Origin of the sequence: Rothia sp. SD9660Na, from assembly GCF_030064065.1 — a bacterium.
GTDB lineage: Bacteria > Actinomycetota > Actinomycetes > Actinomycetales > Micrococcaceae > Rothia.
The window spans coordinates 1037139-1051997 of the sequence record NZ_CP125946.1 but is presented as its reverse complement, the minus strand read 5'-3'; the positions used below and the strand labels follow the sequence as shown (position 1 = coordinate 1051997).

The 14859-nt window shown below is 59.9% G+C and carries 10 protein-coding genes; 5 read left to right on the top strand and 5 right to left on the bottom strand.

Translation table 11 applies throughout. The annotated features are described in order from the left end of the window. A complete protein-coding gene (locus QM007_RS05055) occupies positions 1-1425 on the bottom strand; it encodes a bifunctional folylpolyglutamate synthase/dihydrofolate synthase (protein WP_349361500.1) in 1425 nt (474 codons plus the stop codon). Beyond that, complete coding sequence (ileS, locus tag QM007_RS05050) at positions 1426-4728, bottom strand: isoleucine--tRNA ligase (RefSeq protein ID WP_283490833.1); 3303 nt, start codon at positions 4726-4728, stop codon at positions 1426-1428. 716 nt (positions 4729-5444) lie between these two features. Between ileS and QM007_RS05045 the strand changes: the two genes are divergently transcribed. Together QM007_RS05045 and QM007_RS05040 are read left to right on the top strand one after the other, a co-directional pair. Continuing rightward, positions 5445-5726 (top strand): tautomerase family protein, encoded by a 282-nt coding sequence (locus tag QM007_RS05045; RefSeq protein ID WP_283490832.1) that lies wholly within the window; start codon positions 5445-5447, stop codon positions 5724-5726. A gap of 879 nt (positions 5727-6605) precedes the next feature. Continuing rightward, the gene (locus QM007_RS05040; RefSeq protein ID WP_283490831.1) at positions 6606-7307 is read left to right on the top strand and encodes a GNAT family N-acetyltransferase; all 702 of its coding nucleotides are present in this window, start codon (positions 6606-6608) and stop codon (positions 7305-7307) included. Positions 7308-7375: 68 nt separating this feature from the next. Here QM007_RS05040 and QM007_RS05035 read toward each other — a convergent pair whose 3' ends face one another. The 3 genes from QM007_RS05035 to nirD all read right to left on the bottom strand — a co-directional run bounded on the left by QM007_RS05035 (position 7376) and on the right by nirD (position 9590). Next, the gene (locus QM007_RS05035; protein ID WP_283490830.1) at positions 7376-8725 is read right to left on the bottom strand and encodes a YjiH family protein; all 1350 of its coding nucleotides are present in this window, start codon (positions 8723-8725) and stop codon (positions 7376-7378) included. Between the two features lie 77 nt (positions 8726-8802). Then, a complete protein-coding gene (locus tag QM007_RS05030) occupies positions 8803-9279 on the bottom strand; it encodes a precorrin-2 dehydrogenase/sirohydrochlorin ferrochelatase family protein (RefSeq protein WP_283490829.1) in 477 nt (158 codons plus the stop codon). Continuing rightward, positions 9258-9590 carry a nitrite reductase small subunit NirD gene (gene nirD, locus QM007_RS05025; protein ID WP_283490828.1) on the bottom strand — a complete coding sequence of 111 codons (333 nt, stop codon included), beginning with the start codon at positions 9588-9590 and terminating at the stop codon, positions 9258-9260. Before nirD ends, QM007_RS05030 begins: the two co-directional genes overlap by 22 nt. Before the next feature lie 120 nt (positions 9591-9710). Here nirD and nirB point away from each other — a divergent pair, with 120 nt between their 5' ends. The 3 genes from nirB (at position 9711) to QM007_RS05010 (ending at position 14805) form a co-directional block, all read left to right on the top strand. Further along, positions 9711-12374: a nitrite reductase large subunit NirB gene (nirB, locus tag QM007_RS05020; protein WP_283490827.1), complete on the top strand. Its 2664-nt coding sequence runs from the start codon at positions 9711-9713 to the stop codon at positions 12372-12374. A gap of 128 nt (positions 12375-12502) precedes the next feature. Beyond that, a complete protein-coding gene (cobA, locus tag QM007_RS05015; protein WP_283490826.1) occupies positions 12503-13543 on the top strand; it encodes a uroporphyrinogen-III C-methyltransferase in 1041 nt (346 codons plus the stop codon). Between the two features lie 359 nt (positions 13544-13902). Next, positions 13903-14805, top strand: a complete 903-nt coding sequence (locus QM007_RS05010; RefSeq protein WP_283490825.1) for a hypothetical protein — start codon at positions 13903-13905, stop codon at positions 14803-14805. Positions 14806-14859 lie beyond the last annotated feature (54 nt).

Sequence of the window (14859 nt, the reverse complement as noted above, 5' to 3'; positions counted from 1 at the left end):
TTACAGTCCGAGCAGGGTGCTAGCTTCACCCACCACGGTAATAGAGCCGGTGACCAGTACCGCGGAGTTCAGGTTGGGTACATCGGCTGCTGCCGTCACCGCTGCGGACAGAGCATCGGGAATGTTCTCGTAGGTCTCGATGGCGTCTTCATCAAAACCAGCGTCGAAGGCCAGCTCAGCCAGTTCCTCAGGCGCGATGGCCCGCGGCGAGTCTGACTTAGTCAGGTGCAGCACCGTGCGCCAGTCGGCCCGGTCAACGTACTCGTCGAAGAGCAGGTTCAGCATGGTCGAGGCGTCTTTTTCACCCAGGATACCCACCACCAGGTGGAGCTCTTCGAAGCTGAAGGACTCCTTGAAGGCAGCTGCCGACGCAGTGACCCCGTGGGGGTTGTGGGCGGCATCGAGCACCACGGGCGGCTCCGTGCGGGCCACCTCAAGACGGCCCGGCGAGCGCACCTCACCAAAGGCTAGCTTGATGAGGTCGAGGCTTAGTTCCTTCTCTCCCCCGCCCAAGAAAGCCTCAACCGCGGCCAGGGCCACAGCGGCGTTCTGGGCCTGGTGGGCACCAAAGAGGGGCAGGGCTATGTCTTCGTAGCGGCCAGCTAGCCCCTGGATGGTGAGCAGCTGCCCGCCCACACCGGCGGTGCGCTCGAGGACCTTGAATTCCAGGCCCTCAAAACGGTAATCGGCATTGCGGGAGCGGGCCGCCTCCAGGAGTACCTGGGCAGCAGAGGGGTCTTGGGCGGCAGAAACCAGGAAACCGCCGTCCTTAATAATCCCTGCCTTCTCACCGGCAATCTCGGCGAGGGTCTCCCCCAGCATGTCGGTGTGGTCAAGGCCGATGGGGGTCACCACCGATACGGTAGCGTCGGCGACGTTGGTGGCGTCCCAGGAACCCCCAATACCGACTTCAAGTACCATCACGTCCACCGGCTCGTCGGCGAAAATAGCGAAAGCCAGGATAGTGAGGGCTTCAAAGTAAGTGATGCGGGGGGCACCGGCTGCCTCAAGTTCAGCGTCCACGATCTGCAGGTAGGGCTGAATCTCGCCCCAGATACGCACAAAGGTGGAATCTGCCACGGGCGCCCCGTCAATCGAGATCCGCTCGGTGACCTTGGAAATATGGGGGCTGGTGTAGCGGCCCACACGAATGTCGTGCGCCATGAGCAGGCGCTCGATCATGCGGGCGGTTGAGGTTTTGCCGTTGGTGCCGGTGATGTGGATGACCGGGGCTGCCTTATTGGGTTCGCCCAGAATTTCCACGGCGCGAGTCATGGCGTCGAGGCGGGGGGCCATCTTGTGCTCGGGGGCACGAGCCAGCAGGTCGGCGTAGACCGAGGCTACGCCGAGGGCGTCGTCAGCGCGAGCGCCCTCGGCAGCAATCTCGGCAAACACGGGGTCAAGCTCCATGTTGTCCTTGGTCATCTATGCCTTCTTCACGGTCGCTGAGAATTCAGCGCCCTCGAGGTAGGTCACGGCCACAGCCAGGGTCTCACCGGCCACCAGTTCCTCGTGCTTCTTAAGGGCGTCAAGATCGGCGGCGGGGGCGGTGATGGTCAGCTCGATGCGGTCTGAGACGTTCAGGCCGGCGTCCTTGCGCTCAGACTGGATGGCGCGGACGGCGTCGCGGGCAGTACCCTCGGCGCGCAGCTCGTCGGTGAGGGTGGTGTCAAGGACCAGGAAGCCGCCGCCGGGTAGAACCGAGACGGCGCGCTCTGCGACGCCGTCGGTTTCTGCGACCACGGTTTCAAGCTCGTACTCGCCCAGCTCCAGGGCCATATTATCGGCACCAACCACAACGGTGCCGTCCTCGGTGACCTTCCAGTCCCCGCTCTTAGACGCCTTGATGGCAACCTGCACCTGCTTGCCCAGACGGGGGCCTGCGGCGCGGGCATTGACCTTGAGCTGCTGGGAGATACCGAAGTCAGCAGGAGCCACCTCGGCGGCATCCAGAAGCTCAACCGCCTTGATGTTGAGCTCATCAGCGATGATGGACTCAAAGGTACCGGCTAGGTCCTTGCCACCGGCAACCGCCACGGTTAGGGCGGCCAGGGGCTGGCGCACACGCAGCTTGTGGGCCTTACGCAGGGCAGAACCTGCCGAGGCCACAGCGCGGGTGGTCTCCATCAGGGCCAGCAGCTCAGCCTCGTCCTTGAAATCCGCCGGTGAGGGCAGGTCGGTCAGGTGAACCGAACGCTCCCCGGTCAGACCACGGTAGATTTCTTCGGTGGTTAGGGGCAGCAGGGGGGCCGCCATCTTTACGAAGGTCACCAGGGCGGTGTAGAGCACGTCGAAGGCCGCGGTGTCTTCGTTGAAGAAGCGCTCGCGGGAGCGGCGCACATACCAGTTGGTCAGGGCGTCGGTGTAGGTGCGCAGGGCCTCGCAGGCGGCAGATACATCGTAGGCGTCCATGGCCTCGGTAACCTCGGCAACCAGCTGGCGGGTCTTACCCAGGATGAAGCGGTCCATCACGTGCTCGGCCTCGGTGACCAGCTTGGCCTCGTAACCTGCACCGTTGTTGGTAGCGTTGGTGTAAAGGGCGAAGAAGTGGTAGACGTTCCACAGGGGCAGCATGACCTGGCGGACGCCCTCGCGGATGCCCTGCTCAGTCACAATCAGGTTGCCGCCGCGCAGAATCGGGGACGACATCAGGAACCAGCGCATGGCGTCCGAGCCGTCGCGATCCAGAACCTCGGAGACGTCCGGGTAGTTACGCAGGGACTTCGACATCTTCTGACCGTCCGAGCCCAGCACGATGCCGTGGGCGATGACATTCTCGAAGGCGGTGCGGTCAAAGAGGGCGGTGGCCAGAATGTGCATGGTGTAGAACCAGCCGCGGGTCTGGCCGATGTACTCAACGATGAAGTCTGCCGGGTAGTGGGCCTCGAACCACTCCTTGTTTTCAAAGGGGTAGTGGAACTGGGCGAAGGGCATAGAACCGGAGTCGAACCAGACGTCCAGCACGTCCTCCACACGGCGCATGGTGGACTTGCCGGTGGGGTCATCCGGGTTGGGGCGGGTCAGCTCGTCGATGTAGGGGCGGTGCAGGTCGACCTCGCCGTCCTTGTTCAGGGGTAGGCGGCCGAAGTCGGCTTCCAGCTCAGCCAGGGAGCCGTAGACGTCGGTGCGGGGGTAGTTGGGATCATCAGAGACCCAGACCGGGATCGGGGAGCCCCAGAAGCGGTTACGCGAGATGGACCAGTCGCGGGCGTTCTCAACCCACTTGCCGAACTGGCCGTGCTTGACGTTCTCGGGGATCCAGTTGATGTCCTCGTTCAGCTCGCTCATGCGGCCCTTGAAGTCGGTCACGCGCACGTACCAGGAGGTGATGGCGCGGTAGACCAGGGGGGTGCGGCAGCGCCAGCAGTGGGGGTAGGAGTGAACGTAGGACTTCTCACGGATGAGAACGCCATCAGCCTTGAGGGTGTTGATGATGGTGCGGTTAGCCTCAAAAATCTGGACGCCTGCAATCTCAGCCAGGGGGGCACCGTCAGCCAGGGAAGAGTCGGCGAAGAGGTCCAGGAACTTGGCACCCTCGTCGATGGACAGAATCACGGGGATACCGTAACCCTCGCAGACCTTCTGGTCGTCCTCACCGTAGGCGGGTGCCTGGTGGACCAGGCCGGTACCGTCGGTGGTAGTCACGTAGTCGGCGACCAGAATCTGCCAGGCCTTCTCGGTGCCGAATTTTTCTGCGTCGGTGAAGTAGTCCCACAGGGGTGCGTAGCGCACGCCTTCAAGCTGGGTGCCGGTGTAGGTGGCAAGGACGGCCTCGCGGGCGGCGTCCGCGGGCTTTTCAGCATCCGCATAGCCCAGGTCCTTAGCGTACTCGCCCAGCAGGTCGGCAGCCAGCAGGAAGCGGCGTCCTTCCAGCTCACCGGCGCCGGGTACGACGACGTAGCTGATCTCGGGGCCAGCAGCCAGAGCCTGGTTGGTGGGCAGGGTCCAGGGGGTGGTGGTCCAGGCAAGAGCCTCAACGCCTGCTAGTTCGGCAACGACCTCGGGGTGCTTGGCCAGGGTGGCGTCGTCAGTGATACGGAAAGCCACGGTAACGGACGGGTCCTGACGTTCCTTGTAGACGTCATCGTCCATGCGCAGCTCGTGGTTGGACAGCGGGGTTTCGTCCTTCCAGCAGTAGGGCAGCACGCGGAAGCCCTCGTAGGTCAGACCCTTATCGTGCAGCTGCTTGAAGGCCCAGATGACGGACTCCATGTACTCCACGTTCAGGGTCTTGTAGTCGTTCTCGAAGTCCACCCAACGGGCCTGACGGGTAACGTACTCTTCCCATTCCTTGGTGTACTTGAGCACCGAGGCGCGGGCGGCGTCGTTGAAGTTGTCGATGCCCATCTCGATGATCTGCTGCTTGTCGGTCATGCCCAGCTGCTTCATGGCTTCAAGCTCAGCGGGCAGGCCGTGGGTGTCCCAGCCGAAGCGGCGCTCGACCTTGTGGCCGCGCTGGGTCTGGTAGCGGGCGACCAGGTCCTTGACGTAGCCGGTCAGCAGGTGGCCGTAGTGGGGCAGGCCGTTAGCAAAGGGAGGGCCATCGTTGAAGACGAACTCGTTAGCGCCGTTCTCGCCGGCGTCGCGGTTATCAATGGATGCCTGGAAGGTTCCGTCCTTCTTCCAGTAGTCCAGCACTGCTTCTTCGAGTGCGGGGAAAGAGGGGGAAGCGGCCACAAAGCTGGCTCCGCTTGCACTTGCCTTGGGGTAAACAGGCTTGTTGGTCATGGTTGCGCCCTTAGGTTCTTGTCTGCCTAGTACTTGGGGTGCAAGGACGCCTGCCCTCCCCCGTCCGCTCGACGGGTAAGGAGCCTGCGCGGTACCACCTTGCTTACGTCAACCGGCTCGACCCCACCCCGAGCCGCACCGAAAGTGCGGGCGGGTATGGGTCTGCGCCGGGGCAACCTACCGTCTCGTGAGATGAGGTAGGTTGCGCCCAGCGCAGGGTCGAACCGGTTATCAGTCGCTTCATGACAGCTGTTTCGGGCTTACCCGTCCGGGTCTACTGGGGCTATATCTATTCCGCGCACTCCCCTCGTCGCAACGAATTACGGGGGTGTGCAGGTATAACCTGTTCTTCCGGATTGCTCGCCGGTGATAGCCGGGTCATTGCAACTGTTACCTATTTTAGGGGCAGGGGCGGTGGCTGTCTAACGGGTTTTTAGCTTTTCTGGCAGGCGCCCGCCGGGGCGGGGCGTGAATTACAGGCGTGTGAGCACAAGATGTAGTACAGGTGCGGACGCCCCGCCCCAAGATAGGGGATTACTGCCAGCTGGCAGGGTGAGCGGGGGAACCTAAATTACAATTCTTACCCCCGCCCTTGTGCTCACCTTGGGCCGCACCTGCTGGCGGGCGGCGTCCTCTCATCTCTCCCTCTCCTATTCCGCGAGCGTCCACCAGACTCTCAAAGTGCTTATTCCCCTGGTGGACGGCCTGAGAGTCTGGTGGACGCTCAAGATGAACACGCCCCTAATACGCCGCTAGACTTGGGTTCAAGCACTACCCAGGAGAACACCATGCCCCTCATTAATGTCTCGTATGCATCTACTCAGTCTGATGAGAAGAAGGCCGAGCTGATTGCTGAACTCACCCGCACCTATGCCCGGGTGATGGGCACCAAGGAAAGTTCGGTATGGGTGGTGCTCAACGAGGTGCCACGCACCGACTGGGGTGTTGGTGGGCAGACTTTGGCCGGGCTTGACACGGCTGCTGCTCAACTGGCTTAGGCGCACCACACCTCATCAAGAAAAGCCGCAGCAGGCTCTCCCCCGGCGACTCGCTGAGAGGGCTTACCATATCTGCAATTACGCGAGCCTGCACAGAACCACGACCAGACAGCCTCCGTAAGGCCTGGGCCAGTTTTTGGTGCTCAATCTTCCGCAAAGAACTATCAGCAAGCACAAGTGCCTCTTCGAATTTCATCACTATCATACAGTGAAGAACCGTATCGAGCGGTGCGGTTACATCCACACCCAAACTTTTCTCGGTTTCGGACCGGCTGTTTCTATGCCGCACAACCCGTGGTGAAGGGGTACCGTGTGCCTGACCTACTGTATGGATAGCAGTAGGTATGTTGAGTAGCCACATCCCGTGTACCGCTGCCGCTGAATAATGGGATAGCACCGAGGTTTTGAGTCTGCTTCTGCCATACCCGATGACACGAGCCAGATACTGCTGACTAGGGTAAAGCTGAGAGTGAAAACCGCTTTCCATATAGCTTCCGTAGCCAAGCCGCTGGTACTCGCCGCGAGCGACCGCGCGGGCGAGTGCGTCCTTGTTCATGCCTCGTGCGAATAGATCCTGTGTGGTCTGCACAGCCATAGCAATTTCTTCTGGAGATTTCATGGTCAGATTGTGCGCTGAGCCGGACACATTTCGCTAGGTAGGCACCTCCTGTGGATAGCGCTTTGCGCACCAGTGCACGGCGAGCGCGTTTAAAACGGTGCAGCCGTGACGCAATATGACGGTGCTGAGCTAAGTGTCCACAAGAATCTTGCACCGCCCATTTGAGACCTAAGCACTGCGAGAGTCTGGTGGACGCTCAAGATAAACACGCCCCTAATACGCCGCTAGACTTGGGTTCAAGCACTACCCAGGAGAACACCATGCCCCTCATTAATGTCTCGTATGCATCTACTCAGTCTGATGAGAAGAAGGCCGAGCTGATTGCTGAACTCACCCGCACCTATGCCCGGGTGATGGGCACCAAGGAAAGTTCGGTATGGGTGGTGCTCAACGAGGTGCCACGCACCGACTGGGGTGTTGGTGGGCAGACTTTGGCCGGGCTTGACACGGCTGCTGCTCAGCAGCAGGACGCCCGTGTTGAGATTCGCCGGGCACAGCAGGAAGACCTACCCACCCTTGCAGCCATTGAGGCCGAGTGCTTCCCGGCGGCTGAAGCAGCCAGTGAGAGCGACCTGCGGGCCAGGTTTGATGTTTTTGGTGAGCAGTTTTGGGTGCTTGAAGCTGACGGTGAAGTTGTTGCCTTTATCGACGGGCTGGTAACCGACTCCCCCGTTATCTTTGATGACCTCTATGAGAACCCTGCTTCACATACCCGGCACGGGGCTTACCAGACGGTGTTTGGCATCAACACCCGCCCGGCCCACCGGGGCCGGGGGTATGCGTCCGCCCTGATAAATCAGCTGGTCGAGCAGGCAAGGGAGCAGGGGCGTACAGGAGTGATTCTTACCTGCAAGAAGGAACTCATTGGCTTCTATGAGAAACTCGGCTTTGAGCTTGACGGGGTTTCAGAATCAACCCACGGCGGTGCCGTCTGGCACGACATGACCCTGCACCTAAGCTAGGCACAAGGACGCCCGCCCCACCTGATACAGGCGGGGCGGGCTTTTTGATACTAAGGTTGATGCAGGTGCTACAGGAGCAGGTGGGCAATCGGTGCAGTCAGCACGATTGACAGCACTACTCGTTCAAACCAGATCACAGTCAGTTGCCAGAACTTCAGGGGAATATCTGTAGCCAGAATCGAGGGCACCATTGCCGAGAGAAAGATGACCGCTGATACGCAGACGACAGCGACAATAAATCGGGTGGTGAGGTCTGCTTCGGGCCCAATTGCCGAGGCGGGAAGAAACATCTCGACATACCCCAGAGCAACTGCTTTACCGGCACCGGCGGGATCTGCCATGCCAGCCACCCAGGTGAAGGGGTAAAGCAGCCAGCCGACCCAGTCGAAGAGCGGAGTGTGGCGGCCCAGCAGAATGCCGATAAGGCCCACCGACATGATGGAGGGAAGAATCGATGAAGCCATCAACAGGCCGTCTTTGAAGTTGAGCCACATGGTCGCTGCGATTCCAGGCGATGCCTGTAGGGTGGCGCGAGCCTGAGCCCAGGCTACCTTGAGCTTATCGCGTCCAACTGCTTTTTCAGGCTGAGGTGTGACACCGGGGTAGTACTCATCGGGTATACGGGAGAGCGGTGGAATACGAACCAATACAGCGGTTACCAGATAGGTGACAACCAGGCTGGTGAAGAAATACAACAGCCAGTAGTCCATGATATTCAGAGCATTAGCTACAACCACCATGAAGGTAACAGAGACGGTTGAGAAACCTACGGCAATAATGGCTGCCTCTTTGGCGGTGTACCCGCCTGATTTGTAGACGCGGTTGGTCAAGAGTAGGCCCAGTGAGTAGGACCCGACAAAGCTTGCAACAGCGTCCACGGCTGAGCGTCCCGGGGTCTTCCAGAGGGGTTTCATGACGGGGCGCACAAAGACCCCCACAAACTCCATGAGCCCGAAACCGATGAGGAAGCCCAGGAAGATTGCACCGATGGGCACGATGAGCCCGACGGAGCCAACCAGGGTGCCCCAGAGGAAGGGGCCGACGCCGGGCTGGTCTAGCCAGCTGGGCGGGCTGGTCACCATCAGGATTGCGGTAATGAAACCCACGATGTTCAGCAGGGCGAAAATCGTTTTGGTGGTACTGGCCCGCCAGGTCCTCTGGATAAAGGGACGAGTGGTGCCAAAAGCTATCAGTGCCAGAAGGAGCCAGGGAACAACCGGGCCGAGCAGGGATCTGGCGATGGTTACCAGATGGTCCAGTGGAATGCTGGTTTTATCCTGGTAAGTGATGGGAATAAAGAACATGAAAATGCCAAGCGCCGAGCAGGCAATAAGCTTGACAGCATCTTTACCTGCACCAGGTTGGCGCACCGTATCAATGGCAGCGGTGGGTTCCTGACTCCAGGACTGCATGGACATAGCGACCTCCACAACAAAGGGGTTGTATATACATTGCAGCCAGACTACCAAGCTGCGTGTCCCATGTCACTATATTTTTATTTTTTATTCCAACCCAATTCGCTGGTGATGCGCTCAAGCAGGGCAAGCGCTCGCCGCGGGTTACCCCCGCCAGAAACAGCCACCAGTTGATCGCCCCGCCTGCGGTGGGCCAGTGACCATACAGGAGACCTCTGCGAGTCCCCACCCGCCAGGCACCAGATTCCCCGTTCTTCACACAGTGCCGCTACTCGTGCATTAAGCGCGGGTGAATCAGTCAGGGCATAGACTAACCAAGCCCCATCGAGATCATCAGATTCAAAAGGACGCCGGTGGGCAATCAGGTGCCCGGCAGCCAATTTTTCTTCAACTTCGGCACTCAGAGCGGGTGCAACCACTTCAATGCAAGCACCGGCACGCATGAGGGGGCCAAGTTTGCGGGCAGCAACCCGCCCTGCCCCCACGACAAGCACCCGGCGTCCGCCCAGATTAAGGGCTAGCGGCAGGCGCTGATTCACGCGGGGAGCTCCACCCATACTTCTCCATCGCGCACGTCAACGGGGTAAACCGCGAGGCGCAAATCTGCACCAGAAAGGCATTCACCGCTGACCAGTGAGTACACCTCTTTATAGAGAGGTGATGTCACGGTGGGCTCGCCGCCCTTTTCACCAACAATTCCGCGGGCAATCACCAGTGAACCAGAGGCGGGATCCTTATGCTCGGTGACAAAGATGGAGTCACTTGCGGTGCGGAAGACCGCGTACTGATGCCCATCGATGAGGGCTGCTTCACCCCAGTTGGGTTCCAGGTCGTCTTTTGTGCAGATTCGGTGCCACTGAGTTGTCACGATACTCTTCCTTTTTATGTTTAACTGCTTGTGTTTGCGTGGGTTTACCTTGCCTTTAAGCTAATATTAGCATTAGAAATACGCATTAAACCGGCATGAACCCACACTAGGGAGGCATATATGTCCACCGATCCCCACACCCCCAGCCAGCGTAAGGTCCTGGTGATTGGAGGTGGACCAGCAGCCTGGAGGTTCGCCAAGGCATTCCTTGACAAGGACGCCGGCGCCTCCCACATTACAGTGCTCAATGCCGAGAAACACCTGCCCTATGACCGTGTAGCGTTAGAGAAGATTTTTCACGACACCAACCGCGACCTTACTCTCGGTGATCCAGACCTATGGAATAACCCTCACGTCACCCTGGTCAACGGTGTTAGCGCAACCGCAATCGACCGCAAGAACCGCACCGTCAGCGCAAACGACGGCCAGACCTACCCCTACGATGAACTGATTCTTGCTACCGGCTCATCGGCGGTCAAGATTCCCATTCCTGGCTCCGACAGCGCCCACGTCTTCCGCACCATCGATGATGTGCAAACGGTGGTTGCGGAGGTTGCCCGTCTTACGGAAAAGCTAGGACGCCGCCCCCGCGCTATCGTGGTCGGTGGCGGCCTGCTGGGGCTTGAGGCAGCAGAGGGTCTGCGAGATGTAGGAGCTGACCCCACCATTCTCGATGTGGCTCCCTGGCTGCTATCGATTGAGGTAGACCAGGGCGGCGGCTTTGCGGTCAATGCTGCTATCCGCGAGGCAGGTATTGATGTTGAAACCGGTGCCTTTATCTCAACCATCAACAAAGATGCTGCCGGTGAGGTTGTCTCGGTATCGGTTGCTAACGGCATGGGCGATGAGGCCGATGTGCACCAGCTCGATGCTGACCTGGTCATGATGGCGGCGGGCATCCGCCCCAACGACCAGCTGGCGCGGGACGCGGGTCTTCAGGTTGGCGAGCGCGGCGGCCTGGTAGTCTCCCCCAGCTGTCAATCGGAAGACCCGCATATTTGGGCTATCGGTGAGGTGGCCTGTGTGCTCGGCCGCACTTGGGGTCTGGTGGCTCCTGCAAACCAGATGGCTGAAGCTGTGGCAGCTAACCTCACCGGCGGCCACGAAGAGGTTGAAAGCTTCGATATTGCCACCAAGCTCAAATTCTCGGGCCTTGAGGTTGCTGGCTTTGGCGACCGCCGCGGTGCCACCGAGAACTGCCTAGAGATCATGTTCGCCGACCCTGCCCGAGGGCTCTACCAGAAGATTGTGACCACCGCCGACGCAAAGACCCTGCTCGGTGGTGTCTTCGTGGGTGATACCGCCCCCTACGATTCGCTGAAGCCGCTGCTGGGCAGGGAGCTGCCCGCGGAGCCGTCCGCCTTTCTCACCGCCACAGGTGGCGGGGATGGAGTGCCCGATACCGAGCTGCCCGATGACGCGGTGCTGTGTTCCTGCAACAATATCTGCTTCGGTGCAGTGCGTGAGGCAGTCAAAGCAGGGGCGCACGATGTGGGTGCGGTCAAGTCTGAAACAACCGCGGGTACCCAGTGTGGCTCCTGCGTTCCCATGATTCAAAAGACCCTCGAACAGACCATGAAGAAACTGGGTCTGACAGTCTCAAAGGCCCTGTGCGAGCACTTTGATTTTTCGCGCGCTGAGCTCTTCCAGGCGGTCTACGCCGTGGGTGACCTTGATGATTTTTACGCAGTGCTCAAGCGCTTTGGGCGGGGTACCGACGGCTGTGCCATCTGTAAGCCGACCGTGGCGTCCATCCTTGCTTCGACCCGCAAGTCCTACGCCTTGGACGGCGGCCGCGGCGCCCTGCAGGACACCAACGACCGCAACCTGGCTAACATGCAGAAGGACGGCACCTACGGTGTGATTCCCCGTATCCCCGGTGGAGAAATTACTCCGCAGAAGCTGGCGGTTATTGCCCAGGTGGCAGCTGACTATGGGCTCTACACCAAGATTAACGGCGCACAGCGTATCGGCATGTACGGCGCCCGTCTAGAGCAGCTGCCCGACATCTGGCAGCGGCTGGTCGATGCGGGCTTTGAGTCGGGTCAGGCCTACGGTAAGTCCCTGCGCAATGTGAAGTCCTGTATTGGTTCTGCCTGGTGCCGGTTCGGTATGCGCGATTCGGTGGCTATGGCCATTGATACGGAAAACCGCTACAAGGGTTTGCGTTCTCCCCACAAGTTCAAGGTAGCTGTCTCGGGCTGCAACCGCGAGTGCGCTGAGGCCCAGGGCAAGGACGTCGGTCTGATTGCCACCACCAACGGCTGGAACCTCTACTTTGCGGGCAACGGCGGCGCTAACCCCGCCCACGGCCGCCTCTTCGCCCAGGATCTCGACCAGCAAACCGCCTACCGCTATATTGACCGCTACCTCATGTACTACATCCGCACCGCGGATAAGCTCCAGCGTACCGCCCGCTGGGCCGAGGATCTCGATGAAAAGTTTGGCGACGCTATCGAGCACCTACGCGAGGTGATTATCGACGATAAGCTGGGCATCTGCGACCAGCTCGATGCCGATATGCAGTACCACATTGACCACTATGAGGACGAGTGGGCCGCCACCCTGCGCGACGAGAAACGCCTGCGCCGCTTTAGGGCTTTTGTGAACGAGCCAGAGGCTAATTCAGCGGGTGACCGCATGTACGTGCTGGAACGCGACCAGATCCGCCCGGCTACCGAGGCAGAAATTGCTGCGGCTGAGGCCGATGGTGATCTTGAGGGTGAGGACGCCGGCGAGAAGGTTTTGATTGCCGGGGCAAGTTTGCCGGTGCACGCCGGCTAGCTACCGCCGTGTGACCTCGTGTGACAAGGTTGTAATATTCCGGTTCATGCGAGGTCACGCAAGTGGGTGAAGCTACCCGACCCGTGTGAGGATAAGGGGTAGCGAGTTTTCTAGGGAGAGGATACGGCGTGTTCGCTGATCTTGATGTCACCAGTGCCGCGGTGCTGCTCTGCGGAGCATCAGAGCGGGTGGGGCAGGTTGCGCCCAAGTATAAGGCGGCGGCTGAAGTCATGAGTGTCTACTCTGCTGACCTACTCCCCTCTGCTCTAGAAGGTTTCTCCCCCTCTGTAGTGGTCATCTGTGCCGAGCAGCCCGATGAGATTGGGAGCTGGCGGCAGGCGATCAAGGACGCCCTGGGCGGCAGGGGTCTGCACGCGGTGCTGCTTGTCGATAGCGAACCGGCGCCCCAGCGGGTTGGCAGGGTCTTTTTGATTGGTGCAGGCCCGGGAGATCCCGGCCTCATGACTCGTTATGCCCTTAAGGCACTGAGCCGGGCAGACGTCGTCCTGCTTGATCATCTTGCTCCCCACCAAGACCTACCCCGCTGGGCACCTAAGGCAAGCATTATTGATGTGGGCAAGATTCCCGGCCAACACCGGGTGCCGCAGCGGGAGATTGACCGGCTGATGGTGGAGCATGCCCTAGCCGGTCGAACCGTAGCCCGCTTGAAGGGCGGTGACCCCTACGTCTTCGGGCGCGGTGCTGAGGAGCTCTATGTCTGTGAGCAGTCCGGCATACCGGTCACGGTGTATTCGGGAGTGACCTCATCGATCGCGCTGCCCGCTCTGGCTGGTGTGCCGATTACCCTGCGCGGTGTGTCCCACATGTTCACCGTGGTGTCTGGGCACGCACCTTTAGGCAGCTCGGAGCTGGACCAGCTGGCGGGTCTGCTCAAGGACGGCGGCACGGTCTCCCTGCTCATGGGCGTCAAGTCCCTGCCCCATACCGTTGCCGGTCTGCGCGAGCGCGGGGTGTCGGCGTCCCTACCCATGATTGCGGTGCAGGACGGTTTCCGCCCCAACCAGCGCGAGATCTACGCGACCTTGGGTGACTGCCTTGAAACCCTGGCCGAGGTGAAGCCGCCTGCCGTGATTACCCTGGGTGAGGTGTGCGCGGTTGCCGGGCCCCGCCGCGAAGAGGTCATGGCAAGGGCTTTTGAGACTCACTAGGCAGCAGCTACCACGGCGACTTTTCGAGCCGGGGCCGACGTCCTCGTCCCGAGTCCTTTTCCGTGCTCTCGTTGTGCCTTCCTCCTAGTTTCGACGCGTCCGCCGGTTTTCCATGCCTCAACCGTGGAAAACCGGCGGGCGCGTCGAAGGTTCAGTAGGGTGCTAGAAATCCGGACGGACGCGCCCCCACCGGGGTGGTCCGGACAGGTTGTTCAGACCCTCCTCACTTCAAGATATATGACGCCTGCATGACCTGAGGGCCCCTCAAAACCTTTCCTGAAACCGGTTCAAGGGCAGAGTTATCCACAGATTTTCAGGGGTGGCCGGTGGCGATTGCTTATTCGGTGCAGTCTAGATACATGAAAAGCCTGCACGATATTCACCCCTTAGTTCAGACAGCTAGAGAATTGGAGCTGCGCGGTTTTACCCGTCATGCTGTACGTCAAAAAGTGTCCCGCGGCGAGATTGTCAGAATACGCCGCGGGGTCTATGTGCCCTCACAGAGCTGGTCTTCGCTCCTACCGAGTGAACGCTATGTGGCCCAGCTGGTTGCGTATTCAAAAGGTATGGGGGCTCGAACAGTTTTTTCGCATCAGAGCGCTGCGGCTCTCTATGGTTTTGCTCAGCTGACTGTTCCTGAACGCATCCACGTTGCAGCGCCGAATTCTAGAGCCCATTCTTCACCGGGCGTCACCGTGCACGGGCTAACGAGTAAACCCCAAGAGATAGCTGGTGTTCCCGTAACATCTGCCCTGCAGACAGTGGTGGACTGCTGCCGGGTTCTCGACCTACGCCATGCCCTCGTACTGGCCAATAGTTCCTTACGGGCTGGGGTTCTTTACCCCGATCTCTTGACATGTTTACGCCAGGCTACGGGCCGCGGCAGTAACCGACTACAGAGATTGGCTGACCTGGTCAATCCGCTTTCCGAATCTGCCGGTGAAAGTCTAGTGGTCTATTTCTTAAACGAGTTTGGCTTTCCGCCCTGCCAGCAGCAGGTGTGGGTTGAGGGCGGCGGACGGCGCTACCGGCCTGATTTTATGTGGCCTGAGTGCATGATCATTTTAGAGTTTGACGGAAATATCAAATACGCAGGTTCAAACCGGGAACAGGTTTTTGGGCAGCAGAATGAGCGTGAAGCCTGGCTCCGCGGTAAAGGCTACAACGTCGTGCGGACCAACTGGCATGAGGTTATCTACCGGCCGTACCTGTTGGCAGAGAAACTGAAGCGGGCTTTTGCGTCCGCCGGGGTGTACCTATAACTTCGACGCTTCCGCCGGTTTTCCACGCATAAACAATGGAAAACCGGCGGATGC

Excerpts from the sequence above, each read along its gene's own strand:
- QM007_RS05035 (WP_283490830.1), bottom strand. The coding sequence starts at position 8,725 with ATGTCCATGCAGTCCTGGAGTCAGGAACCCACCGCTGCCATTGATACG.
- QM007_RS05055 (WP_349361500.1), bottom strand. The coding sequence starts at position 1,425 with ATGACCAAGGACAACATGGAGCTTGACCCCGTGTTTGCCGAGATTGCT.
- QM007_RS05030 (WP_283490829.1), bottom strand. The coding sequence starts at position 9,279 with ATGGGTGGAGCTCCCCGCGTGAATCAGCGCCTGCCGCTAGCCCTTAAT.
- QM007_RS05040 (WP_283490831.1), top strand. The coding sequence starts at position 6,606 with ATGCCCCTCATTAATGTCTCGTATGCATCTACTCAGTCTGATGAGAAG.
- nirB (WP_283490827.1), top strand. The coding sequence starts at position 9,711 with ATGTCCACCGATCCCCACACCCCCAGCCAGCGTAAGGTCCTGGTGATT.
- ileS (WP_283490833.1), bottom strand. The coding sequence starts at position 4,728 with ATGACCAACAAGCCTGTTTACCCCAAGGCAAGTGCAAGCGGAGCCAGC.
- QM007_RS05010 (WP_283490825.1), top strand. The coding sequence starts at position 13,903 with ATGAAAAGCCTGCACGATATTCACCCCTTAGTTCAGACAGCTAGAGAA.